Origin of the sequence: Exiguobacterium sp. s64, from assembly GCF_018618035.1 — a bacterium.
GTDB lineage: Bacteria > Bacillota > Bacilli > Exiguobacteriales > Exiguobacteriaceae > Exiguobacterium > Exiguobacterium mexicanum_A.
This window is the reverse complement of the sequence record NZ_JACSLH010000001.1, coordinates 308,581-331,566: the sequence shown is the minus strand read 5'-3', so window position 1 is coordinate 331,566 and position 22,986 is coordinate 308,581. Positions and strand designations below refer to the sequence as shown.

At 51.8% G+C, this 22,986-nt stretch carries 26 protein-coding genes; 6 read left to right on the top strand and 20 right to left on the bottom strand.

Features of this window, described 5'->3' with window-relative positions; genetic code table 11:
- Position 1 precedes the first annotated feature (1 nt).
- From rsmD to KNP64_RS01700, 3 genes are read right to left on the bottom strand one after another with little or no spacing between them, the layout of a single operon-like run.
- The gene (gene rsmD / locus KNP64_RS01710) at positions 2 to 568 is read right to left on the bottom strand and encodes a 16S rRNA (guanine(966)-N(2))-methyltransferase RsmD (RefSeq protein ID WP_214710556.1); all 567 of its coding nucleotides are present in this window, start codon (positions 566 to 568) and stop codon (positions 2 to 4) included.
- Between the two features lie 54 nt (positions 569 to 622).
- Complete coding sequence (locus tag KNP64_RS01705; RefSeq protein ID WP_021067029.1) at positions 623 to 886, bottom strand: DUF2129 domain-containing protein; 264 nt, start codon at positions 884 to 886, stop codon at positions 623 to 625.
- Complete coding sequence (locus KNP64_RS01700; protein ID WP_034777059.1) at positions 870 to 1,316, bottom strand: YlbF/YmcA family competence regulator; 447 nt, start codon at positions 1,314 to 1,316, stop codon at positions 870 to 872. Before KNP64_RS01700 ends, KNP64_RS01705 begins: the two co-directional genes overlap by 17 nt.
- Positions 1,317 to 1,446: 130 nt before the next feature.
- Between KNP64_RS01700 and KNP64_RS01695 the strand changes: the two genes are divergently transcribed.
- Both KNP64_RS01695 and KNP64_RS01690 read left to right on the top strand, forming a co-directional pair.
- Positions 1,447 to 2,202, top strand: a complete 756-nt coding sequence (locus KNP64_RS01695) for an ATP-grasp domain-containing protein (protein ID WP_214791559.1) — start codon at positions 1,447 to 1,449, stop codon at positions 2,200 to 2,202.
- A gap of 103 nt (positions 2,203 to 2,305) precedes the next feature.
- Positions 2,306 to 2,668, top strand: coding sequence for a YugN family protein (locus KNP64_RS01690; protein WP_021067026.1), 363 nt, complete (start codon positions 2,306 to 2,308; stop codon positions 2,666 to 2,668).
- Between the two features lie 69 nt (positions 2,669 to 2,737).
- Here KNP64_RS01690 and KNP64_RS01685 read toward each other — a convergent pair whose 3' ends face one another.
- From KNP64_RS01685 to cyoE, 10 genes are all read right to left on the bottom strand, one after another.
- On the bottom strand, positions 2,738 to 3,229 hold the full coding sequence (locus KNP64_RS01685) for a cysteine hydrolase family protein (protein ID WP_214791561.1): 492 nt from the start codon (positions 3,227 to 3,229) through the stop codon (positions 2,738 to 2,740).
- Positions 3,230 to 3,371: 142 nt separating this feature from the next.
- Entirely contained in the window at positions 3,372 to 3,644 is a 273-nt protein-coding gene (locus KNP64_RS01680) for a hypothetical protein (protein ID WP_214763857.1), read from the bottom strand.
- A 5-nt stretch (positions 3,645 to 3,649) separates the two neighbouring features.
- Complete coding sequence (locus KNP64_RS01675; RefSeq protein WP_034777051.1) at positions 3,650 to 4,264, bottom strand: SCO family protein; 615 nt, start codon at positions 4,262 to 4,264, stop codon at positions 3,650 to 3,652.
- A gap of 20 nt (positions 4,265 to 4,284) precedes the next feature.
- On the bottom strand, positions 4,285 to 4,746 hold the full coding sequence (locus KNP64_RS01670; RefSeq protein ID WP_034777049.1) for a DUF420 domain-containing protein: 462 nt from the start codon (positions 4,744 to 4,746) through the stop codon (positions 4,285 to 4,287).
- 23 nt (positions 4,747 to 4,769) lie between these two features.
- Positions 4,770 to 5,693 (bottom strand): cytochrome c oxidase assembly protein, encoded by a 924-nt coding sequence (locus KNP64_RS01665; protein ID WP_214710555.1) that lies wholly within the window; start codon positions 5,691 to 5,693, stop codon positions 4,770 to 4,772.
- 134 nt (positions 5,694 to 5,827) lie between these two features.
- A complete protein-coding gene (locus tag KNP64_RS01660) occupies positions 5,828 to 6,157 on the bottom strand; it encodes a cytochrome C oxidase subunit IV family protein (RefSeq protein WP_034777045.1) in 330 nt (109 codons plus the stop codon).
- Between the two features lies 1 nt (position 6,158).
- Positions 6,159 to 6,785 carry a cytochrome (ubi)quinol oxidase subunit III gene (locus tag KNP64_RS01655; protein WP_034777044.1) on the bottom strand — a complete coding sequence of 209 codons (627 nt, stop codon included), beginning with the start codon at positions 6,783 to 6,785 and terminating at the stop codon, positions 6,159 to 6,161.
- Positions 6,786 to 8,654 (bottom strand): cytochrome c oxidase subunit I, encoded by a 1,869-nt coding sequence (gene ctaD / locus KNP64_RS01650; RefSeq protein ID WP_034777043.1) that lies wholly within the window; start codon positions 8,652 to 8,654, stop codon positions 6,786 to 6,788.
- A 38-nt stretch (positions 8,655 to 8,692) separates the two neighbouring features.
- A complete protein-coding gene (gene coxB / locus KNP64_RS01645; RefSeq protein WP_214791563.1) occupies positions 8,693 to 9,709 on the bottom strand; it encodes a cytochrome c oxidase subunit II in 1,017 nt (338 codons plus the stop codon).
- A gap of 60 nt (positions 9,710 to 9,769) precedes the next feature.
- Complete coding sequence (gene cyoE / locus KNP64_RS01640; protein ID WP_034777042.1) at positions 9,770 to 10,690, bottom strand: heme o synthase; 921 nt, start codon at positions 10,688 to 10,690, stop codon at positions 9,770 to 9,772.
- A gap of 331 nt (positions 10,691 to 11,021) precedes the next feature.
- Here cyoE and KNP64_RS01635 point away from each other — a divergent pair, with 331 nt between their 5' ends.
- Positions 11,022 to 11,924: a COX15/CtaA family protein gene (locus KNP64_RS01635; protein ID WP_128122990.1), complete on the top strand. Its 903-nt coding sequence runs from the start codon at positions 11,022 to 11,024 to the stop codon at positions 11,922 to 11,924.
- A gap of 51 nt (positions 11,925 to 11,975) precedes the next feature.
- Here the strand turns inward: KNP64_RS01635 and KNP64_RS01630 are convergent, their stop codons facing one another.
- The 4 genes from KNP64_RS01630 to KNP64_RS01615 all read right to left on the bottom strand — a co-directional run bounded on the left by KNP64_RS01630 (position 11,976) and on the right by KNP64_RS01615 (position 18,453).
- Positions 11,976 to 13,331: a cryptochrome/photolyase family protein gene (locus KNP64_RS01630; protein ID WP_214791565.1), complete on the bottom strand. Its 1,356-nt coding sequence runs from the start codon at positions 13,329 to 13,331 to the stop codon at positions 11,976 to 11,978.
- Between the two features lie 52 nt (positions 13,332 to 13,383).
- The gene (locus KNP64_RS01625) at positions 13,384 to 16,821 is read right to left on the bottom strand and encodes a pyruvate carboxylase (protein WP_128122988.1); all 3,438 of its coding nucleotides are present in this window, start codon (positions 16,819 to 16,821) and stop codon (positions 13,384 to 13,386) included.
- A 31-nt stretch (positions 16,822 to 16,852) separates the two neighbouring features.
- A complete protein-coding gene (locus tag KNP64_RS01620; protein ID WP_214710553.1) occupies positions 16,853 to 18,088 on the bottom strand; it encodes an FtsW/RodA/SpoVE family cell cycle protein in 1,236 nt (411 codons plus the stop codon).
- A gap of 86 nt (positions 18,089 to 18,174) precedes the next feature.
- Positions 18,175 to 18,453: an Fpa/YlaN family protein gene (locus KNP64_RS01615; protein ID WP_021067011.1), complete on the bottom strand. Its 279-nt coding sequence runs from the start codon at positions 18,451 to 18,453 to the stop codon at positions 18,175 to 18,177.
- Between the two features lie 172 nt (positions 18,454 to 18,625).
- Here KNP64_RS01615 and KNP64_RS01610 point away from each other — a divergent pair, with 172 nt between their 5' ends.
- Together KNP64_RS01610 and KNP64_RS01605 are read left to right on the top strand one after the other, a co-directional pair.
- Positions 18,626 to 19,093, top strand: a complete 468-nt coding sequence (locus tag KNP64_RS01610; protein WP_214763856.1) for a hypothetical protein — start codon at positions 18,626 to 18,628, stop codon at positions 19,091 to 19,093.
- Positions 19,094 to 19,187: 94 nt separating this feature from the next.
- A complete protein-coding gene (locus KNP64_RS01605) occupies positions 19,188 to 20,399 on the top strand; it encodes a multidrug efflux MFS transporter (RefSeq protein ID WP_034777035.1) in 1,212 nt (403 codons plus the stop codon).
- Positions 20,400 to 20,427: 28 nt separating this feature from the next.
- On the opposite strand, the gene KNP64_RS01600 is transcribed toward KNP64_RS01605, so the two are convergent.
- Both KNP64_RS01600 and KNP64_RS01595 read right to left on the bottom strand, forming a co-directional pair.
- Entirely contained in the window at positions 20,428 to 21,744 is a 1,317-nt protein-coding gene (locus KNP64_RS01600) for a PhoH family protein (protein ID WP_214791567.1), read from the bottom strand.
- A gap of 33 nt (positions 21,745 to 21,777) precedes the next feature.
- A complete protein-coding gene (locus KNP64_RS01595) occupies positions 21,778 to 22,227 on the bottom strand; it encodes a PNPOx family protein (protein WP_214763853.1) in 450 nt (149 codons plus the stop codon).
- 112 nt (positions 22,228 to 22,339) lie between these two features.
- Between KNP64_RS01595 and KNP64_RS01590 the strand changes: the two genes are divergently transcribed.
- Entirely contained in the window at positions 22,340 to 22,540 is a 201-nt protein-coding gene (locus KNP64_RS01590) for a YlaI family protein (RefSeq protein ID WP_128122984.1), read from the top strand.
- Between the two features lie 41 nt (positions 22,541 to 22,581).
- Here the strand turns inward: KNP64_RS01590 and KNP64_RS01585 are convergent, their stop codons facing one another.
- Entirely contained in the window at positions 22,582 to 22,926 is a 345-nt protein-coding gene (locus KNP64_RS01585; protein ID WP_235045181.1) for a YlaH-like family protein, read from the bottom strand.
- Between the last annotated feature and the right edge of the window lie 60 nt (positions 22,927 to 22,986).

Sequence of the window (22,986 nt, the reverse complement as noted above, 5' to 3'; positions counted from 1 at the left end):
CTCACTCCTCGGTCGCCGCATACTCATAGAAGCTGATCGTGATCACGTCCGAGTAGCGCTGCACCTTGATTTTTTCCAACTGCCCGACCTGATCCGGTAACGTCACATCGCTGCCATGTTCGCAGACGACGACCCCGTTGTCCGTCAATAGTCGGTTCGACTCAATGATGTGTAAAAACGGCACATGTTCTTCCGCATGATATGGGGGATCCATGAAAATCAATTTAAACGGCTGTCCTTTTAAAACGAGTTGGTCGAGGACCGACCGGGCGTCTTGTTGCAACACCGTCGCTTTGGACTCATAGTGTGTCGTCTTCAAATTGTCTGTGACCGTCTGGATCGCCTTTCGTTGCTTGTCGACGAACACGGCATGGTCACATCCCCGTGACAACGCCTCAATCCCTAACCCACCGCTCCCGGCGTATAGGTCAAGCGCAGCTCCCCCGGCGAAATAAGGGCCGATGATGTTGAATAATGATTCTTTCACTTTATCTGTCGTCGGTCGTGTCGCCGACCCCGGGACCGCCTTGAGTCGGGTCCCTTTTCGTTCTCCTGAAATCACTCGCATCTCCGTTCTCCTTCACCACAAAAGATGAAGGCGGTGCCGCCTTCATCTTTTGTGTTATTTCTGCTTCGATTCGTACGTCTCCGCGACGAACGGCCGCTCACTGCGGACGACCGCTTCGACGAACGGCAACGCGCTCACTTGTTCGAGAATCGCCTCATGTCCATCGAGGTCGGTATACAAGAAGGCGTACTTCTCCCGCTTTGACACGTAATACAGGTTCGCATAGCGACGCAACGCCTTCACTTGCTTCAATGATTGGACGTAGACGACGAACCCGATTCGACCATTCAACTCAAACGTCTCAGATGGCACATCCACAGCTTCCGCCTCCACAACTTCCTCCGCCTGAACATCCGCCTTCGTCGAAGAACGGGTTTCCGGTCGGGACTTTGATTTTTGGAGAAACCGAGAAGGCTAACAGCTCACTCACTTCCCCGAGCAGTTTATCTAAACTGCGTTCCGCTTTTTTAAATGCGGCCACTTCTGGCTGGACATCGAGACGCCGTTTGACGAGATGCATCTCTTTTTTAATGCGATCGTGGTCCGGGTGATGTTTCCCGAACCGCTGTACGTACTCGTAATCTTCTTTCATCCGCAAGAACTCACGTTCCACGAGGCGCGCTTCCTCCGATTGGGCTCGCGCTTGTTTCGTGGCGATATATGTTTGGAACGACTCGCTCGCTTCAATCAAATCGGCTAACGATTCCGTTTGATCGAGCAGGGCGATCGTCTGTTCAGTAATAATCATGGCTTTCACCCTTTCTGCCATGATTTTAACACATTTGATTCCCTCTGTAAGCAATCGGCTTTATAATTGAACGTGACTGTCAAGCGTCCAACCAGAAAGGAAGTGAACAGGTGCATCCGTGCACCTCGCTATGAAAAAAGTCTCATTTAACATGATTCGTTCGGCCGGCATCAAGACCGACTATGCGAAACCTGAATATTATTACGACCAGCTCGATAAAGTAAGAGCAGCCGACCTCGTCTTGTTCCCTGAATATTGGATGGTCAACTCGATCATCTACGGACTGAATAAACCGATTTTCCCGTCGCCGGCCACGTATCACCTCGGGCACGATAAGATTGAGATGACGCGCGCCTTCAAGGCGACGTTCCCGCACCGCATCCCGAAGACGCTCATCTACGGGAAAAACCCTTACACGATTGAGCGTGTCTTGGAAGAGTTCGAGTACCCGTTCGTCGCCAAGACGGCCAAGTCGTCGATGGGACAAGGCGTCTGGCTCATCAAGCATGAACAGGACTGGCTCGAATACGTCGACAAGCACGAGACGTTCTACGTCCAGCAATATATCCCGAATGACCGCGACTTACGGATCATCGTCATCGGTGAAGAAGTCGTCGGTTCGTACTGGCGCGTCAGCGAAGCGTTCTTGAACAACGTCGCCCAAGGTGCCCACTTCTCGTATGACGACATCCCGGAAGACGTCGTCGCGGAAGTGCTCGATATCGCCCAGACGCTTCACATCAATCACGCTGCCTTCGACGTCATCGTCGCAGACGGTGAATTTTACATTTTAGAGTTCAACGTCTTCTTCGGTTCGGAAGGGCTCCTGCCGCTCGGTGTAAGGCTTACAGACAAGATTGCCCACTACCTCGACACCCAGGCTTGAGGGGTTCATCTTTTTTTCACAATTTGAACACACGTTATTCCAAGAACGTTTTCGAATATGATATGATGACATATGAGGTTTATTAGGAAAAAGGGGGATTATGATGAAATTTGAGCAGTTCCACATCGAGGGAAAAGAGATCCGCTTCGGTTTGCTCGAGACGATCATGGATCATCATCATTTCATCCGTGAAGGCGCTTGGGACTATGAGCGTGCAACGTATGACATGAAGTACGAGAAACAATCGACAGGCGAGACGTTCTACCTTCGCTTACCGGTATATGCGATTGAAGGACAAATCGAGGACCGTCATGCGGTCGTTAAAATGTTGACACCGATTCTCGGAAAACATTACTACCCGCACGGCGTCGAGTACGACGAAGAGTTCCCAGAAGAAATCGTCCGTGATTGCGAGCGTCGTCTTGCCGCACTCGCTGAGACACTCGAAGTAAAACCCCTTGCATAAGCGAAGGGGTTTTTCTTTTGATCACATATGACAAGCCGACGTCTGACAAGCCGACGTCGGCAGAACAGGTTATGCCGACAAGTCTCCAGATTGAATAATGGTGCAGCCTTTGCCCTCATAGTACGCGATCATGTCGTCGATTTTCTTCAAGTCATAGCTCGTGATGCAATCCGACAGGACGCTTACCGCATAGTCTGCTTTCCGCAGATTGTAGCACGTCGACTTCACACAGGCGGTCGCGTCGGCCCCAGTGATATAGAACGTGTCGATGCCATGTTGTTGAATGAACTCCGCGAACGCTACACTCGTCAAGGCGTTGCCCTTATATTTGGTGAATACGTGATCGGACACGATTTTCAACTCTGGCGCTAATTCCGCTCCGCGTGTTCCCGTTTTGAACGTTCTCGTCCCCGCTGATAAGTTCTCATGCCGGATATAGACGACATGAATCCCCTTCTCGACCGCCCAATCGATTGATGTGTTGATGTTGTCGATGACTGCTTTGTAATGTTTAGTGATGTCATTTTGAATATCAATGACGATCAATGCCTCATGTTGCATCTAATTTCCCCCTCGATGAGTCGCGTACCGTGACTACTCATTCCATCATACCAGATACCCGAGTTCACTTTTAGGAAAAATAAACAAAGACGACATCTTCTTCCATAGAAAAAGGGAGGCCCTCAGCGGGTCCTCCCTTCTCTCATTTAGCGATCACATTAAGCGTCACATCGACCTGTCCGAGCAACAAGTCGAACTGATCACGCACATACCGATACAAGCGTTCAGCCTCGACGAGCGAGACGGGTGCGATGATTTGATAATCGTATTGCTCTTTCGACAGAGACACGACTTTCACTTCACGCAATCCGAATTCGATCGCGCTGCAAGCGATCAAGTCCTCGATCGCCCGTTCGGCAATCGTCACATCTCCATAGGAATAATCATTTCCGATGACAGCCATCGTATCATTCATCTTCTTCACTCCTTTTCTGCCGCGAGTACTAACACGTCCTCCATAATGGTTTCGATGTCGACAGGTTTTTCTCCTGCCGTCGCCATTTGGGCGACCGCGCGCACGTCATGCTTGCGATCGATGATATACATCGTCGTCGCATGCGTGACGAGGCCACTGTTCGCTTTCGAATAGTAGAACTGAAGCTGACGCGTGATACGGTCGATATCGGCCTTGTCTCCGGTCAACATCTTCCAGCCCGTCGGTTCGGCTTGGAACGCCGCCCCGTAGTTCTCTAAGACGGGGACCGTATCGACTTCCGGGTCGACCGTGATGGCGACGAGCTCAACGTCCGTCCCGTATAGATCGTTCGCTTTCAGCTCTTGCTCGAGCTTCATGAAGTCGCGCAACGTGAGCGGACAGATGTCCGGGCAGTTCGTGTAAAAGAACGTGACGATTTTAACTTTACCGTTGTCCGAATTGTACGACTGACCGTCGAGCGCGTTCGTCAACGTGAACGGGGTCGGCTCTTGGATGACGGGCAAGTCCTCTTCTTTAAAGAATAAGAAGTACGAGGCCACGCCGATTGCCACCAAAATGGCGACCGTCAAACCGACCGTCATATAGCTATTCCGTTTCATCCTCTTCCCCCTCTCTCGATTCACCCACCGATAATGGCACGGAAGACGTTCGTCGTCTCACCTGGGTCATAGGCGACGTAGAGGAGGACGTATACCGTCACCCCTGTGATCGCCGTGAAGAACCAGACGACCGAAGCTTTCGGTCCGATTTTCCGGTGTTTCTCGACTTTGTTTTTATAGCCGAGGTAAAGCGTGATCAAGCCGAGGACTCCGCCTGTCGTCGCGAGTAAGATATGGAAGATCATGAACGCCAAATAGTATGGCTTCACTGAATCAGGTCCGCCGAAAGCGGTATTGCCGACAAAAATCGTACGCGAAACGTAAAGAATGAAGAATGTTGTCGCGGCAATCGCGGCAGCCGTCATGACTTTTTTATGTTTGTCGACGTTGCGACGATCACGCGCGATGATCGTCCAGCCGATTGCGACTAAAATAGCACTGATGACAATGAATGTCACACTGATCAAGGCAAGATAGTTCATCGTAGTTTCCCCTTTGACTTAGTTCATTTTTTCTCTTTTGGTTCTTGCGGTGTGAACGACATGCCTTCATCGAGCGCAAGCGATTTTGTCCGGCGCACCCAGCCGAAGAACGTCCAGCCGAAGAAGAAACCGTAGACAACTTCTTGACCGAGCTTCATCAATACCCCACCGAAGCGTTGGTCTTCAAGGGCGCTGTTCGTCGCGCCCATGAGCGCGTTCAAATCAAGGCCGGATACGTCCCCGTTCGGCATACAGTAGCCGAGCACGGTCGCAAACGTTTCTGCGTCTGTATAGGCGTCATACAAGATGCCTTGGCTGAAGATGATGAACGCACACGCCGGTGTCAACAACACCCCGTTCGCGATGATGTATACCATCCGCTTCAAATCAGACATGCCTTCCTCTTCTTCCGAGAGGAATGGTGCAATGACCGGATACCACATCGTCAAACTGAAGACGAGGAGAGCGCCGTGGAAGATGCGGTGCACACCATAGTTCGTCAACACGTAGTCAAAAATGAATGGCATATGGTAGAACGTGAATAATGCATTGAACAAAACGAGTGCGATCAAAGGTTTTGTCATAAATTTGAGCGTCGGCCCAATCACCTTATAGCTAAATAATTTTTCAAACACCCAATATGGCATCCCGTACACGACGAGCGCCGGTGCGAGCACGTAGACGAGCACCATCTGTAACATATGAACCGAGAAGATGATATGCGCGAGCACATCGACCGGGCTACCGAAACCGATGTAATACAATAAAATAGCGGATAACATGCTGAACTTTTGTAGCAACGTGGTCGACTCGTACCCTCGCTTCGCCATGCTCTCTGTGACGACCGCATAGAGGACGTACAACCCTACCATCAACAATCCGAACCATGGACTCCAAAGCGTCGTCCAATCGAACTGTTTGAGTAGCTCTGATGTATTCCAGAGCATCCCTTCACCCCTTTTCTTTCTCTCCCAAACCGATGAAACCGTTCACTTCAAGATTACTATTCCTTTATTTTTGAAGTAAAGCAAAAAGGACTGAATCATCTATGTTTCCACAGATGTTCAATCCTTTGTCACATTTACCAAATGAGCAAGCGAAGGGCCGCGACCGTGATGATGGCGACAAAGATGCCGAGCCACATCATTCCGACGATCCACGTGTTGCCACGGTTGTTCATATGCATGAAGATATAAAGCTGCAAGAACACTTGGATGATGGCGAGGATGATCAAGAAGCCACCTGCCGCCCACACCGGCATGAGTTCAGCGTATACGGCACCGAACGCGACGAATGTGAGCAAAATCATCATCGCGAAGCTAATCAACTGAAGTTGATACTCGCGTCTTGATTCGGCTTTTACTTCAAGCTCTAACTGTTTGTGCGTTTCGTTCATTGGTTGTTTTTCCATATTAGCTCACCATCCCTAAGAGGTAGACGATTGAGAAGATGAAAACCCATACGACGTCGATGAAGTGCCAGTACAGGCTCGACACGTAGAACTTCGGTGCGTTGTACACATCGATTGGACGGTTCCAGTTGCGAATCAACAGCGTCGTGATCCAAAGGAGACCGAACGTGACGTGCGCACCGTGGAATCCGACGAGCGTATAGAACGCAGATCCGAACGCGCTCGATGTGAACGTGTGACCGATGTGGTAGTAGTGGATGAACTCATAAATCTCTGCTCCAAGGAATCCAGCCCCGAGGAGAAGCGTGACGACCAACCAAAACTTCATGCGGCCTGGATTGTTCGCTTTCATGTTCATCATGGCGAGAACACTTGTGAGCGAACTTGTGAGGAGGAGCATCGTCATCAAGAAGACGAGCCCCATCTCAAAGATATTGTACGAACGAAGTTCCTCTGGCGCACCAGAGTTCAGTAGACCGACGTACGTTCCGAATAGCGAGGCGAAGAGAACAGTCTCTCCACCGAGGAAGAACCAGAAGGCCACATATTTATTTTTCCCTTCCAGCGTGGCTTTCTCTGGATTGGCCGGAATACCGGTCACCGGGTGTTTTTCGACTGCATGTGCCATTTATTGGTCTCCTTTCTCACGAATCGCTTTCAAATCCGCTTCAATCTGTGATTTTGGAATATAGAAGCCATGGTCGTCGATCCATGAACGGAGGAACATCGACACGAATGTGATGAGTAATCCGATCACGATGAGTGACCAACCGACAACCGCGTTATCCATTTGGAAGATCGCTCCAAGTCCGGCGATGAAAAGACCGAGTGACATGAAGAATGGAATCAACGAGTTGTTCGGCATGTGGATGTCTGCTACTGGTTCAGCAACAGAGACCCGTTTGTTGCCCGCCATTTTCTCGAGCCAGAACGTATCGAGACCTTTGACAAGCGGTGTTTGTGCAAAGTTGTACTCTGGTGTCGGTACAGGAAGCGTCCACTCAAGTGTACGTCCATCTTCCCAGTGGTCTGGCTTGACGCGTTGTTTCGACAAGAATGCCTTGACAACAGCGACGAGCAAGATGATTGTCGATACACCCATGAAGAAGGCACCGATCGTCGACAGTAAGTTCATCGTCTCAAACCCTTGGTTAGGAAGGTATGTGAAGACGCGGCGTGGCATCCCGAACAATCCGAGGAAGTGTTGCGGGAAGAACGTCAAGTGGAACCCGATGAAGAACAACCAGAACTGCCAGTAGCCAAGCTTCTCAGAGAGCGCTTTGCCGAACATGAGCGGGAACCAGTAGTAAAGTCCTGCGAATAGACCATAGACAACCCCACCTACGATAACGTAGTGGAAGTGAGCGACAACAAAGTAACTATCGTGATACTGATAGTCGGCCGGTGCGACCGAAAGCATGACCCCTGTCATCCCCCCGACGAGGAACGATGGAATGAATGCGACCGAGTAGAGCATCGCGACGTTGAACTTGATTTGTCCGCCCCATAGCGTGAACAACCAGTTGAAGATCTTGACCCCTGTCGGAACGGCGATGGCCATTGTCGCGACAGCGAAGATCGAGTTGGCGACCGGTCCGAGACCGACCGTGAACATGTGGTGGACCCAAACCATGAATCCGAGGAAACCGATGAGCATCGTTGCGAAGACCATCGTTGTGTAACCGAACAGACGTTTACGAGCGAATGTCGGAATGATTTCCGAGAAAATACCGAACGCAGGGAGTATCAAAATGTATACTTCCGGGTGTCCGAAGATCCAGAAAAGGTGTTCCCAGATGACGACGTTACCGCCGGCTGCCGGATCAAAGTAGACGGCACCGAACAAGCGCTCGAACATCAACATGAACAAGCCGACTGTGAGCGGCGGGAACGCGAAGACGATCAACGCCGAAGCGACGAACGTCGTCCACGTGAAGAGCGGCATCCGCATGAGTTTCATGCCTGGTGCACGCATGTTCAAAATCGTGACGAGGAAGTTAATCCCGGCCATGAGTGAACCGAAACCTGAGATTTGAAGACCTAGGGCATAGAAGTCGACCCCTGATGCTTCAGGTTGTGTCGAGAGCGGCGCGTACGCCGTCCACCCTGCGTTCGGTGCAGCGCCGAAGAACCAGCTAAGGTTCAGCATGACACCACCGAAGAAGAACAACCAGAAACCAAGTGAGTTAATGAACGGGAACGCGACGTCGCGTGCCCCGATTTGTAGCGGTACGACGGCGTTCATAAATCCGAATAGCATCGGCATGGCCGCTAGGAAGATCATCGTCGTCCCGTGCATCGTGATCAATTGGTTGAACGTTTCGCCGCTGACGAAGTCGTTCATTGGACGAACGAGTTGCCAACGAATAAGTAAAGCTTCAATTCCACCGAGAAGGAGGAAGAAGATTCCTGAGAACAAATACAAAATACCGATTTTTTTGTGGTCAACCGTCGTAACCCAATCCATGATGCCATTGTATTTACGCGGTTGCTGCATAGCAGTGGTCTGTGCCACGTGAAATCCCCCTTTTCCCGTTAGTCAATCTTCTGATCGTACAAGAAGTCAACGAGTGCATCTAACTCTTCATCACTGATTTGGCCTTCACCGAAGCCAGGCATGAGCGCGCCTTGTTTCAATTCTTGTGGGTCGCGAATCCATTCTTTCAACTTCTCTTCGTTGTTTTCGAGGTAGCCCGCCAACCATTCGCGATCACCAAAGTTCGTCAAGCTCGGCGCGACTTTCCCGCCACCGTGACAGCTCAAGCAGCTCTCGACGTACACGGCTTCGCCTGTCGTCAAGTTTTGGTTATCTGCAACGAGGTTTTCTGTGTTTGCGTCCTGCTGTGCTTTCATGTCTTCGAGCCATTGATCGTACTCTTCTTGCTCGAGTGCGATGACTTTGAAGTCCATGAGTGCGTGTGAAGGTCCGCAAAGCTCGGCACATTTCCCGTAGAACGTACCTGGTTCATTTGCATGCAACCACATTTCGTTATCAAGGCCTGGGTTCGTATCCGTCTTACCTGACAAGGCCGGTACCCAGAACGAGTGAATGACGTCTTTCGATGTCAAGTTGATGCCGACACGCTTACCGACTGGGATGACGAGTTCTTGACCCGTGACCACGCCTGCGTTCGGATATTCAAATTCCCACCAGTAAAGGTTGGCCGTGACATTGATTTCTTCTTCTTTTTTCGCTTCTTTCGCTTTCGCGAGCTCGACTGTCGTCGTGATCGTCGGAACAGCGAGAATGATCAATAAAATGATTGGAACGACTGTCCAAATCATCTCAAGCGTGCTGCTTCCTTCGACTTGCTTTGGAATCGATTCATCTTTCCGACGGAATTTCATGAGCACGTACACGTAAATAATCGTTACGATGACAAGTACAAAGAGCATGATTGCCAAACTGATGAGAATAATGCGAAGCTGAATCTCAGCTCCTTCTCCCATCGGCTTCAATGCAGACAATCCCTCTACGCCGCACCCTGATAACAGTAGTGCGAACATCATCATCGGGACGATGCCAAACAGAAGCTTCTTAAATGATTTCATAACAATCCCCACTTTCTCCCAAAATGATGTGCAATGGTTTCTATATAGTGAGTGCGACTATCAAAGTGCCGTCAATACCAGCGTGACAATCCACACGACTAAATAAATCAATGAATAAAAGAACATTTTGTTTGCCCACTTGATCTCATCTTCGGCCTTGAAACCTTTCAAGCCGAGATATAACCAGTAGCCCCCAAGACCGGCCGCGACGATCACGTAGATCAAACCGTAATGCAAGAACAAGAGCGACGCTGGAATGAGTGTCGCGATCCACCAAATGATTTGGCGCTTGGTGATCGCAAAGCCGTTGACGACCGGTAGCATCGGAATGCCGGCCGCTCGATACTCCTCGACACGCCGCATGGCGAGCGCGAGGAAGTGTGGCGGTTGCCACAAGAACATGACGAGGAACATGAGCCACGCATCGATATGAAGCGCGGGATCGATGGCTGCCCAACCGATGAGCGGCGGTACCGCTCCGGAGATGCTGCCGACGACCGTGTTCAACGTGTGCGTTCGTTTAAGCCACATCGTATAAATGACGACATAAAAAAATGCCCCGATTAAACCGAAGACTGCTGCCACATACGACACGATCAATAAGAGCAATGTCCCGATCGCGAGTTGCGTTAATCCAAGGAGCAAAATCCGTTCTCCCGAAATTTTCCCGGTGACACTTGGTCGGTTGTCTGTACGTCCCATCAAGTAATCGATATCACGGTCCACGAAGTTGTTTAGGTAACAACTCCCGGAGATGACGAGCGCGCTTCCTAACATCGTTAATAAGAGTTGTGGCCAAACTTCAAACAAATAAAGTACTGGCGTATCACTCTGATATGTTGCTGCTACAAAGAAACCGGCGAACACCAACAATAGATTGGCGCGGACGATTCCCATTTTTGCCAGAGCAACATAGTCGCGGAACGAGGCGGATTCTGTATATTCTACTTCTGCCATTGTCCCTGGGTTGACTTTTGTCATACTGACCCCCCTACTAATCACGAAATCATCGTATTCTTTTCACAGAAAAAACACAATATGAACAAAGTTCACCTAACTCATAACAAAGATACCATATTTTCAAAAAGAATACGTCGTTTATGCTTGTAAAATAGCTAGTTTTTTGTGACAGACGTGTGATAATTGTCACAGTAAAAACGCTACGCTAATACTAGAATAACGATTTTGATAGCGATTGCAAGCTTTTCCGTTTCGTTTTTACGACGTAAAGCCGTATAATAAGTATGGCGAAAAAAATATAAACTGACAAGGCACAATTCTAGTGATTTTTCTCAAAAGCAGGTGGAAACGAATGCATAAAAAACTCGCACTATTTTCAGCACTCGTCACGCTCGGGATGATGCTCGTTCTCATCATGGGTGGAACCGTGACGAAAACCGACTCCGGCGACGGGTGCGGTACAGACTGGCCGCTCTGCCACGGGAAACTGATTCCGACGAATCCGAGCGTCGAGACGATGATCGAGTACAGTCACCGTGTCGTCTCCGGCATCGAAGGACTCCTCATCATCGCATTGACGGTTTGGACGTTCGCGGTCGTCAAGAACCGCTATGACGTCAAAGTGTTCGCGTTCCTCGCGTTCATCTTTATGCTCATCCAGTCCATCATCGGCGCCGGTGCGGTCATCTGGCAACAGTCGGACGCGATTCTCGCGCTCCACTTCGGCATCTCGCTCGTCTCGTTCGCGTCGCTTCTCATTTTGACGATTCTCTTGTTCGAAGGAGAACGCGTACATCGGGCCGTCTCCGAACGATTGAAGATTCACCTTTACGGCTTGACGATCTATACGATGGTCGTCGTCTACACGGGTGCTTATGTCCGTCACCTCGGCGCGACGTATGCGTGCGTGGGCTGGCCGGTATGTAGCCAAGACGTCTGGACGTTCGAGTCGTACGTCCAAATGGGACACCGGATCATGGCGGGATTGCTCGTCTTCTATACGCTGTACGTGTTGTACTTGGCGCGACGGGAGACGAATCGACTCGTCGAGACCGGGATGTGGGCGTCCTTGTTCTTCATCTTGCTCCAAGTCGGCACGGGGGCGTGGATTGTCCTTGGGGGACATGCCACATACGTGCCGCTCCTCCATGCGTTCTTGATTACCTGCTATTTCGGGATTGTCTCGTACTTGGCATATCATGCGTATCGGAGTCAGAAGCAGACGACCGCGTCCGCTCGACAAAAATCAGTTTAATCGAACATACGAAAAGGAGCGACGTTCATCGCTCCTTTTTTCTATGCCTATTTACTGTGCATCCTTGAACCGTTCGAGCGCTCGGGCCCGCGCTTCCTTATGGTCGACGATTGGGTCGATGTATCCGTCCCGCTCGCTGAGGTCGGGAAAGTGAATCGACTTTTTGTCGAGGTCGGCGAGTTCAGGCACATACTTCCGAATGAACGTCCCTTCGGTATCAAACTTCTCGGATTGCGTCGTCGGATTGAAGATGCGGAAGTACGGAACCGCATCCGTCCCGACCGAGGCGGCCCATTGCCAGCCGCCAATATTCGAGGCCGCCTCGTAGTCGATCAGTTTTTGTTCGAAATAGCGTTCCCCTTTTCGCCAGTCGATCAGTAAATGTTTCGATAAGAACGAGGCAACGATCATCCGAAGCCGGTTGTGCATCCAACCTGTCTCGTTCAGTTGCCGCATCGCCGCGTCGACGATCGGGTAACCCGTCTTCCCATCACACCACGCCTGAAAGTTCTCGGCATCGTCTTCCCAGTCGAGGCGCTTATACTTGTCGTTGAACGGACGGTCTTTCAGTCCCGGGAATTGAACCATGATCATATAATAAAATTCGCGCCATAACAGCTCATCGTAATACGTGTCGCGTCCGCTCGATTTCGGCGCCGACAGCACCGCTTCCGCCACGGTGCGGATCGACAACACCCCGGTCCGTAGATATGGAGAGAGCCGGCTCGTGCCGGCGATCGCCGGGATATCGCGGTCCTCATCGTAGGCGTCGATCCGGTTGGCGACAAAGTCATGCAAGCGTCGTTTCGCGGCCGCTTCTCCGAGCGCTTTCCACGAACGCTCGCACCGGTCGAACTGACGCCGTAACTCAGCAGGCACGACATGTTCGGTCGCGACGAGTTGCTTCAGCGCTGTCACATCGACATCATACGGTGCGGGCGGCGTTTCGGCGTAGGCCGCCTTTTTGAACGGCGTATACACTTTGTACGGGTCGCCGTCTTTTTTCGTGAACGCGTTCGGGGCAAACAAATGCCGATCGAGCAGACGGATGACTTTGACGTCTTGCCCGAGCGCCTCGATGACGGCATCGTCGCGCTGCTTGAACGGTTCAACATACTCGGCGTTGAAGTACAGCGTGTCAAACTGACCGAGCGCTTCGACGAACGCTTCGGCCGTGTCGGCGACGATGACACGCAGGCCGAGGCCGTTCTCCTTGAGCTCACCCATAAATTGTCGCATCGTCGCGAAAAAGTAATCGTGCCGCGTCTCGAACGGCTCGCAATAGTTCGGATTGAGCCAAAAGACGAACTCCAATTCATCGCCTGAAGCAGCGTCTTTCAATACCCGGTGTAACATATGATTATCAGTCAATCGAAAATCCGATCGAAACCAACAGACTCGTCTCATCTCTCCCACTCCTATCTAAAAAAGAAGCATAGCCGCGCTATGCTTCTTTCAATTATACAAACTCAATCAATAAGTCGTCACTTTGGATTGTGTCGCCTTCTTTAATATGGACCGCTTTGACTTCACCGTCTTGAGCGGCTTGGACCGTCGTCTCCATCTTCATCGCTTCCGTGACGAGGAGCTGTTCCCCGCGATGGACACGGCTACCAGGTTCGACGAGCACTTTCAACACCGATCCCGGCATCGAAGCACCAACTTGTTTCGGGTTCGTCCGATCAACTTTCGGTCGGCTCGTCGTCGCCGACTTCACGTTCACGTCTTTGATTTCGATTTCACGCGGTACCCCGTTCATCTCATACGAGACAATACGGATACCGTCCTCGTTCGCCGCACTGATTTGAACGAGTTTGATGATGAGCGTCTTCCCAGTCTCGATCTCGACTTGAATCGTCTCTCCGACGTTCAAGCCGTAGAAGAACGTTAACGTGTCGAGGACGGATACATCGCCATACGTCGTCGAATGGGTGACGTAATCCTCGAACACTTTCGGATACAACGCGTTCGAGAGCAGTTCGAAGTCCGTCACCGGGCGCTCGAGCTTCTCGAACAACTTCGTCTGCGCCGCCTTGAAATCATACGGTTCGATCAGTTTACCCGGACGTACGTCGAGCGGTTTTTCGCCTTTCAAGATGGCTTGTTGCACGTCTGTCGGGAATCCGCCTGGAGGCGTTCCGAGCTCACCGCGCATCATTTCGACGACCGAGTCTGGGAAGTCGAGTTGGTGACCCCGCTCGACCACATCTTGTTCGTTCAAGTTATGTTGGACCATGAACAGTGCCATGTCCCCGACAACTTTTGACGATGGCGTCACTTTGACGATATCGCCGAACAACATGTTGACGCGGGCGTACATCGCTTTCACTTCACTCCAACGGTCGCCTAAACCGACCGCTTTCGCTTGTTGTTGCAAGTTTGAATACTGACCGCCTGGCATCTCATGCTCATACACGGACGGATGCGGAGCGCGCATGTCGCTTTCGAACGGCTCATAGTTATGACGCACGTCCTGCCAGTAGTCGCTGATGACCTCGTACTGTTTCGCATCGATTTTTGGTTGACGCGTGTGATGGTCGAGCGCATAAATCAAGCTGCCGCCTGAAGGTTGTGACGTCATGCCTGACATCGAGCTCGCGGCCACGTCGACGATGTCGACGCCCGCATCCGTCGCCCGGGCATACGTGAAGATTCCGTTGCCGGAAGCGTCATGCGTGTGCAAGTGGATCGGCAAGTCGACGGCATCTTTCAAGGCTGAGACGAGCGCGTACGCCGACTCTGGCTTGAGCAGACCGGCCATGTCTTTAATCGCAAGAATATGAGCCCCGCTCGCTTCGAGTTTCTTCGCCAAATCGACATAGTACGGCAAGTGGTACTTCGGACGGTTGCCATCGTACAGGTCGCCTGTATAACAAACGGCCGCTTCCGCGACTTTTCCTGTCGGTAACGTCGCGTCGATCGCAAGTTGAATCGACTCGAGGTTGTTCAAGCTGTCGAAGATCCGGAACACGTCGACACCCGCATAGGCCGCCTCATGGACGAACTGTTCGATGACGTTGTCGGCATAGTTTTTATACCCGACCGCGTTGGCGCCGCGAAGCAACATTTGAATCAAGACGTTCGGCATTTTCTCGCGGAGCCGCATGAGGCGAACCCATGGGTCTTCCGAGAGGAAACGATAGGCGACGTCGAACGTGGCCCCGCCCCATGCCTCGACCGAGAATAACTCTGGCATGAGTTTACTCGTCGGTTCGGCGATATTGACGATGTCTTGTGTCCGCATCCGCGTCGCAAGAAGCGACTGGTGCGCGTCTCGCATCGTCGTATCCGTCAACAACAGTTCAGGTTGACGTTTGATCCAATCGGCAAGGCCGTCCGGACCGAGCTCCGTCAAAATCTGTTTCGTACCTGGTTTGGCTTCAGCCGGAAGGTCTTGCGGAATCCGGACCGAGCGGCTAATCGGCTTATCTTTCAATCCGACACCCGGGAATCCATTCACGGTGACGTCGCCGATATAGTTGAGCAACTTCGTTCCGCGGTCTTTCCGTTTCGGGAAGACGAACAATTCTGGCGTCTCGTCGATGAACGACGTGTTGTAGTCACCGCTGATGAAGTTCTGGTGCTTCATCACGTTAATCAAGAACGGAATGTTCGTCTTGATGCCGCGAATCCGGAACTCGTTCAAGTTACGGACCATTTTCGAAGCCGCCTGTTCGAACGTCATGCCGTGTGTCGACAGCTTCACGAGAAGCGAGTCATAATACGGCGAGATCTCGGCTCCGACGTAAGCGTTCCCGCCGTCGAGTCGGACCCCGAAGCCGCCCGGAGAGCGGTACGCCATAATTTTGCCCGTGTCCGGCATAAAGTTGTTGCCCGGGTCTTCTGACGTGACACGTGACTGGATCGCGTAACCGAGCAATTTGATGTCTTCTTGTTTCGGCATATGGATGACGTCGCCGTGGAGCGACTCGCCTTGCGCGATCATGAGCTGGGTCTGCACGATATCGAAGCCGGTCACCATCTCTGTGATCGTGTGCTCGACTTGGATGCGCGGGTTGACCTCGATGAAGTAGAACGACTCGTCTTCCGTGACGAGGAACTCGACCGTCCCGGCGTTGATGTAGCCGACGTGACGCATGAGCTTAACCGCCGCGTCACAAATCGCTTGGCGCGATTCCTCAGACAACGTCACACACGGTGCGACCTCGACGACTTTTTGATGTCGACGTTGGACCGAACAGTCACGTTCGAACAAATGAATGATGTTACCGTGATCGTCCCCGAGAATCTGAACCTCGATGTGTTTCGGACGCTCCACTAATTTTTCTATGTACACTTCGTCTGAACCGAACGCTTGCTTCGCCTCTGACTTGGCACGTTCAATCAAATCTTTCATCTCGGCTTCCGTACGGATGACACGCATCCCGCGGCCGCCTCCGCCCATCGCCGCTTTGACCATGAGTGGGAACCCGTGCTCGTTCGCAAACTCGAGCGCGTCTTCGTATGATGTGAGCGGTCCGTTTGAACCTGGAATGACCGGGAGTCCGGCCGCGATCGCACTTTGACGGGCCCGAACTTTATCCCCGAACGCATGAAGATGCGATTCATTCGGACCGACGAAGATGATACCTTCTTCGCGGCAACGACGTGCGAGCTCGATGTTCTCAGATAAGAAACCGTATCCTGGGTGAATCGCGTCAGCCCCCGACTGTTTCGCGATTCGAATCACGTCCTCGATATCGAGATAGGCGTCGATCGGCTTTTTATCGAGACCGATCAAATATGCCTCGTCCGCTTTAAAGCGGTGTAACGAGCCGCTGTCTTCTTGTGAATAGACGGCGACTGTGCGCATTCCTAGTTCGGTGGCTGCCCTAAATACCCGAATGGCGATCTCTCCACGGTTGGCTACAAGTAATTTGCTAATTGGTTTCAACATAAATCCCCCCATTTAAGTAGTTCGAACCTTCTTACCTGACAACATGTAACGATGAACCTTGCACGTTTTCGGCTGACTTCTCACGAATCTCAGCCCGTCTTGTCGCTTCCCGGTGCCGGTTTCGCATCGAGATGCTACTGAGCACTCCGAGAATGCCCATCGTCATAATGAGTGACGTCCCGCCGTAACTGACGAGCGGAAGCGTGACCCCCGTCCCCGGGAACCAGCCCGACATCGCCCCGATATTGATCCCGGTTTGGACCATGATTTGGGCAGCGATGCCGAATGAGACGAACATCGCGAAGTGACTATCGCTATGGTTAGCGATATTGACGGCGCGGAACGCGATGAAAAAGAGCAAGACAAGGACGACGACGACACCGACAAAACCGAGCTCTTCCGCGATGATGGACATGATGTAGTCCGTCTCCGGTTCGGGCAGATACCCATACTTCTGATAACTGTTGCCGAGACCGACACCGGTCAACCCACCATGTACAATCGAGATGATCGACATGAGCAATTGATGGCCATAGCCTTCAGGATCCATGAACGGATTGAAGACGACCTCAATCCGACTGCGCTGGTTTTCCGAGAAGATTGTCGTGAACATCAAATAGACGGCCCCGATCCCAGCGATCACCGATGGGATGATGATTCGGAGCGGCGCCCCAACGGCGAGCCACATGAGGAACATGATGGCGCCAAGGACGAACAGCCCTCCCATATCCGGTTGCCCGTTGATGGCGATCGCATACGGGAGAAAGAAATAGATGACGGGAATCACGAAGAAGGCACCGGCTTGGGCCCGTAATCTTTTTTTCGTGATCGCAGCTCGCCCGAGTCGTCCCGGCAACCCTTTCAGTTCATTGTTCCACAGTTGGTGATAATAGTTCGCGAGCAATAAAATCAACACGAACTTGGCAATCTCGACCGGTTGCACCGTGAATCCGCCGATGATGAGCCACGCCCGCGCCCCGTTGAGTGGTGGCATCGCCCACGTGACGAACAAGAGGACGACCGACACGAGGTAGAGACCGTACAAAATATTTGGTTTTCTAAAGTTCTCATAGCGGAACATCGTCGCAATCAAGTAGACGACAATCCCGAGTCCGGCGTAGAAGAGTTGCCGATAGAACAAACCGCTGTTCGCGTAATCCCCGCGATTCCATACGCTCGCACTGTAAATCATGATCGAGCTGATTCCGACAAGCATGAGCACCGCAATGAACAGTGAGAAATCAAAGTACCGAAACCGAGTTTTCATGTTTTCACTTCCTTATGTACAACAATCCTTGACCCATTATAAAAAAATACTCAAACAGCGCCGCTTGCACAGTTTGAGTATAAGGTTCATAAATCTGAAGCTTCCGCGAGGGCGGACAGCTTTTGTTCCAATGAATCGAGCAGTCCTTTACCTTCAATGTCTGAAATGAGTCCAAGACGGACCGCAAAATCAATTTGGCGTGATAGACCGAACATATGTGTATCAAGCACCTCTTCATAAAGCGGGCACTTCGGCATTTTTAGGTTTTCTAACTGCACTTCAATCAAACAACGGATTTTTTCAGCGTCTGCCTCTAATAGTTGAAGCGCTTGCTCCCGTTGGACTGCAGCCAAATTTGTCGCCACTACGACCCCTCCTCCGTACAATGACAGACTGTTTGTCATAACTCAACTGTACATTATATTTCATCATAATTCAATGAACAGTCTGGATTCACTACGAGTTTCTCGCAGTTTCCCTTTTTCCCCGGAAGAGCTGTATAATGTACAGTGTATCGTGAATAAAGGGGGCGTATCAATGATTTTTCCACTAGACGGAGCGGTTCGTCACGCGTTGACGATCGACCCGACCGTATGGATTTTCGACGACCGCAAGCGGAACATCGAGGAACTCGACCGCGCGGTTGAGAATGATAATGAAGCGTATTATGCCAAGATGGGGAAGGCATGGGACGACGGCTTGACACAAGGGACACGTGTCGACCACAATAAACCGATGACTCGGGCCGATAAAGACGCGGCGCTTCGCGACTCGTTCGCGATGCCGTTCGCTCCGTTCCTGCAAAACGCTGAACCAATCGCTACGGCGACACACGTCCGCTTTTATGGGGAATCGGTGCTCACGCTACCAATCGATGAGGCGCGCACCGTCTATCTACAGTTCTCGAAGGACGGGAAAGTGCTCACGGACGGCCCGGTATACGTCTTGCATCATCAGCAAGTTTTGCGCGGCGTCCACCATATCGCAGTGCGAACAGAAGCTTGATCGAGAAGGCCATAGCGCCTTCTCATTTTTTTGGACTTTTTACTTCACAAAGTGTAACATATAGGTTATGGAAAAACTTCATGTTTGAAAGGTCGTGACGCTTACGTATCCTTTATGGAAGAAAAACTTAATCATCGTTTGGATCGGTAGCTTTTTGACGGCGGCCTCGATGAGCCTCGTCTTACCGTTCCTCCCCTTATTTATCGAAGAGCTCGGGGTCACGAATCCCGATCACGTCGTCACCTGGTCAGCCGTCGCTTTCGGGGCCACGTTCCTCGTGGCCGCCATCGTCTCCCCGCTCTGGGGAAGGCTCGCCGACCAAAAAGGCCGCAAGCTGATGCTCATTCGGGCAAGTCTCGGCATGGCTGTCGTGATGACGCTCATCAGTTTCGTCCAAGACGTGTATCAACTCGTCGGACTTCGGCTCCTCATGGGTGCCGTCTCCGGATTCATCTCGGCGGGGATCACTCTCGTCGCTTCACAAACCCCAAAAGAGAAAAGTGGCTGGGCGCTCGGTACCTTGTCGACCGGTGGCATCACCGGCGGACTCCTCGGTCCATTGATTGGAGGACTCCTCGCCGACTGGATTGGGCTTCGACCCGTTTTTCTCTTGACCGGCAGTGCTCTATTTATCACGTTCATCATCACACTCGTGTTCGTCAAAGAGGACTTCGTCCCGGTGGCGCGCGAACGGCTAGACTCGACCAAATCGATCATTGCCTCGCTCCGCCATCCGCAACTGATCTTAAGTCTCTTTTTAACGACTTTTTTAATCACTTTCTCGACGCAGTCGGTCGGTCCGTTACTGACACTGTATGTCCGGGAATTGAACCCGTATACGACATCGCTCGCCTTTATCGCAGGCATCGTCGCCTCGGCACCGGGCGTGGCCGCGCTCATTTCCGCACAGCGGCTCGGGCGGCTATCGGACCGGTACGGGGCTGAACGCATCTTGTTTTGGGCGCTCATCGTCTATAGTGCCTTCTTGATTCCACAGGCGTTCGTGACGTCGACGACGCAACTCGTCGTGTTGCGATTCGGCCTCGGTTTCGCCACCGCGGCGCTCATGCCGTCCGTGCAGTCGCTTTTGCGACAACACACGCCGAGCCGAGCGGCCGGGCGCATCTTCTCTTATAATCAGTCGGCCCAGTTCATGGGTAACCTGCTCGGACCGTTGTTCGGGTCTCAAGTCGTCGCGCATTTCGGGTTCTCCGCCCTCTTCATCGTGACCGGTTTGATTATGTTGACGAACGCCTTGCTCGAAAAATCGAACGTGCAAGTGGCACTTCATCCGAATACGAAATAAACGCCGAGCAGCCGCTCGGCGTTTTTCATTATAGTAAATCGGCTGCCAACCGGGCGAGCGACGAGCGCTCCCCTTTGATGAGTTGGACGTGGCCGAATACGTTTTGCCCTTTGAACCGTTCGACGGCGTACGTGAGACCGTTCGAATATTCATCCAAATATGGGTGATCGATTTGATACGGGTCGCCGACGAGGACGATTTTCGAATTCTCCCCGACGCGGGTCAGAATCGTCTTGATCTCGTGTTTCGTCAAGTTCTGGGCCTCATCGATGATGATGAACTGGTCCGGCATGCTGCGGCCACGGATATACGTGAGCGCCTCGAGCTGAATCGATTTGATGCCGGCCAAGATGTTCCCGAGCTCGTCTTTCGAATTGGCATTAAACAAAAACTCTAAGTTATCGTAAATCGGTTGCATCCAAGGCCGCAGCTTCTCTTCCATCTCCCCCGGCAAGTAGCCGATATCGTTCCCCATTGGGACGACCGGACGGGCGACGACGAGCTTATTGAAACGACGCTCGTCTTCCACGAGCGACAACCCGGCCGCGAGCGCGAGAAGTGTCTTCCCGGTTCCGGCTTTCCCGAGCAACGTCACGAACGGGATATCGTCGCGAAGCAACAAGTCGAGTGCCATCCGCTGCTGGACGTTGCGCGGATGGATGCCCCAGACGTGTTCGACGTCTAGGGAGAGCGGACGAAGGGTCGGTTGCAGCGCATCGACGACCGCGACTGCGCTCGCTTTCGAGACGTTGCTTTTTAAAACGACGAATGAATTCGGGTACAGTTGATTTTTCGTCAACGCAGACAGCGGCAGCTGACGGACTTTGTAAAATTCATCGATGACGGCTTGATCGACCTCGATCTCCCGGTAGCCGGCATATAGGTTCGTCGTATCGACGATATGGTCGGTCAAATAGTCTTCGGCTTCAATACCGATCGCGTCCGCCTTGACGCGGACAAGTATATCTTTCGAGACGACGACGACTTTACGGGTCCGGTCGTGCTCGTATTGTTTCATCAGGCCGAGTGCCACGGTCAAAATGCGGTTATCGTTCGTCATGACGTCGAACGGGAAATCGACGGTATGTTCATGGCCGATCTCGACGAACAAGTGACCGCCATTCTCGAGCGGCACCCCGTCATGCAGTTTCCCGGTCGTGCGGAGTTGGTCGAGTACACGCGCCGTCTCACGGGCGTTACGTCCGACCTCGTCCATATTGCGTTTTTTGCCGTCAAGCTCTTCTAATACGATGGCGGGGATGACGACATCGTGCTCATCGAATTGGAACAAGGATAGTGGATCGTGTAAGAGTACGTTCGTATCGAGCACATACGTTTTTTTCATAGACTTTGCCGCCCCTCGAAAATAGGATGGTGATCAAGAATTCAAACTCTCCTTGACTTCACGGTCCAGCTTTTCTGCTGCTTCGACATCGTACGTCTTGACGATGTCCGGTTGTCCATATGTCGCCCCGTAAAAGGAGACGTTACGGACTTCTTCAACGTGCCCTTCAAAAAAGCGAAGGTGCAATCCCGGCTTCACGCTTGGCTCGAACTCGGCCACATGCGACAAGGCCACACTGTAAGCCAGGCCTCCTTCTATAAAGATGAGACTCGCTGTCTTTTCCTGCGAGAGCAACGTGATCACATGCGAATTCTTCGTCAACGCCAAGCGAATCGTCCTCTCGTTCGGCGCTTGCACCCAGCTGATGGCATGGGTGATCGGCCACCGTTTCGGTTCGTCAAATGTGATTAAAAATGTCAATGGCATATCATTCAACGTACCTTGTTGTGCCTTTGAGAGTTCGAACGCGGCTTTGCTCGCCATATACTCCCCTCCTCCCGAACGGGTATACGAAATGGATTCGCCCTTACAAACCTCTTTCCCTGCTTTTCTCTCCTGAAATCATGCTATAATCAACGAAGAGGAAGGTGAGACCATGCGCGTAAAGTGCTCTCTTTGTGACAAAATCGATACGATTGATTCGTGGTCGTTCGAAGCGAAACGACTTCGTAATAAACCTGCTAAAACGTACATGTGCCAGACGTGTCAAGAACGCATCACCGCGCGAACCGCGGAACGTGTCGCGACCGGCCAATTCCACCTATATCCATCGTTCCGGCAAAAACGGAGATGGTAATCAAAAATGGACGTATCGCCCGAGGGCGTTACGTCCATTTTTTAATGTGATTCGATGCCTTGTCGACGGTTCCACCAGAGGCGACCCCGGTAGATTGCCAAGACGACAGCCATGACAAGGAGAACTTCTGGAATCGGCCATGTGAAGAAGACGAGCGCCATCGTGCCTGCACCGAGTGCGAGCAACATATAGACGACGAGTGACTTCCACCACGTCAATTGTTTCGCAAAACCTAATTTAAACACGAGTATTGTCAATAAGATGACCGTGATGATTAACGCGTTGAACCCGACCGAGAAGTCGTTCGCGTCACTGCCGACGCCAAGTAGCGAGGCAATCCACGGCACATCGATTTGTGTGATGTCCATCGTTTGAGAAGCTTTCAAGCTGATAATCCCCCTTTATTTCCTACACAACCATTCTACACTATCCAAAACAAAAGGGAA

Bases quoted from the DNA above. Each gene is read 5' to 3' on its own strand.
- KNP64_RS01620 (WP_214710553.1), bottom strand. From the start codon at position 18,088: ATGAAAACTCGGTTTCGGTACTTTGATTTCTCACTGTTCATTGCGGTG.
- KNP64_RS01695 (WP_214791559.1), top strand. From the start codon at position 1,447: ATGAAAAAAGTCTCATTTAACATGATTCGTTCGGCCGGCATCAAGACC.
- KNP64_RS01635 (WP_128122990.1), top strand. From the start codon at position 11,022: ATGCATAAAAAACTCGCACTATTTTCAGCACTCGTCACGCTCGGGATG.
- KNP64_RS01590 (WP_128122984.1), top strand. From the start codon at position 22,340: ATGCGCGTAAAGTGCTCTCTTTGTGACAAAATCGATACGATTGATTCG.
- KNP64_RS01595 (WP_214763853.1), bottom strand. From the start codon at position 22,227: ATGGCGAGCAAAGCCGCGTTCGAACTCTCAAAGGCACAACAAGGTACG.
- coxB (WP_214791563.1), bottom strand. From the start codon at position 9,709: ATGAAATCATTTAAGAAGCTTCTGTTTGGCATCGTCCCGATGATGATG.
- KNP64_RS01630 (WP_214791565.1), bottom strand. From the start codon at position 13,331: ATGAGACGAGTCTGTTGGTTTCGATCGGATTTTCGATTGACTGATAAT.
- KNP64_RS01600 (WP_214791567.1), bottom strand. From the start codon at position 21,744: ATGAAAAAAACGTATGTGCTCGATACGAACGTACTCTTACACGATCCA.
- KNP64_RS01680 (WP_214763857.1), bottom strand. From the start codon at position 3,644: ATGAATGATACGATGGCTGTCATCGGAAATGATTATTCCTATGGAGAT.
- KNP64_RS01685 (WP_214791561.1), bottom strand. From the start codon at position 3,229: ATGCAACATGAGGCATTGATCGTCATTGATATTCAAAATGACATCACT.
- cyoE (WP_034777042.1), bottom strand. From the start codon at position 10,690: ATGACAAAAGTCAACCCAGGGACAATGGCAGAAGTAGAATATACAGAA.
- KNP64_RS01610 (WP_214763856.1), top strand. From the start codon at position 18,626: ATGATTTTTCCACTAGACGGAGCGGTTCGTCACGCGTTGACGATCGAC.
- KNP64_RS01655 (WP_034777044.1), bottom strand. From the start codon at position 6,785: ATGGCACATGCAGTCGAAAAACACCCGGTGACCGGTATTCCGGCCAAT.
- KNP64_RS01670 (WP_034777049.1), bottom strand. From the start codon at position 4,746: ATGAACTATCTTGCCTTGATCAGTGTGACATTCATTGTCATCAGTGCT.
- KNP64_RS01700 (WP_034777059.1), bottom strand. From the start codon at position 1,316: ATGATTATTACTGAACAGACGATCGCCCTGCTCGATCAAACGGAATCG.
- KNP64_RS01675 (WP_034777051.1), bottom strand. From the start codon at position 4,264: ATGAAACGGAATAGCTATATGACGGTCGGTTTGACGGTCGCCATTTTG.
- KNP64_RS01665 (WP_214710555.1), bottom strand. From the start codon at position 5,693: ATGCTCTGGAATACATCAGAGCTACTCAAACAGTTCGATTGGACGACG.
- KNP64_RS01625 (WP_128122988.1), bottom strand. From the start codon at position 16,821: ATGTTGAAACCAATTAGCAAATTACTTGTAGCCAACCGTGGAGAGATC.
- KNP64_RS01690 (WP_021067026.1), top strand. From the start codon at position 2,306: ATGAAATTTGAGCAGTTCCACATCGAGGGAAAAGAGATCCGCTTCGGT.
- rsmD (WP_214710556.1), bottom strand. From the start codon at position 568: ATGCGAGTGATTTCAGGAGAACGAAAAGGGACCCGACTCAAGGCGGTC.
- ctaD (WP_034777043.1), bottom strand. From the start codon at position 8,654: ATGCAGCAACCGCGTAAATACAATGGCATCATGGATTGGGTTACGACG.
- KNP64_RS01660 (WP_034777045.1), bottom strand. From the start codon at position 6,157: ATGGAAAAACAACCAATGAACGAAACGCACAAACAGTTAGAGCTTGAA.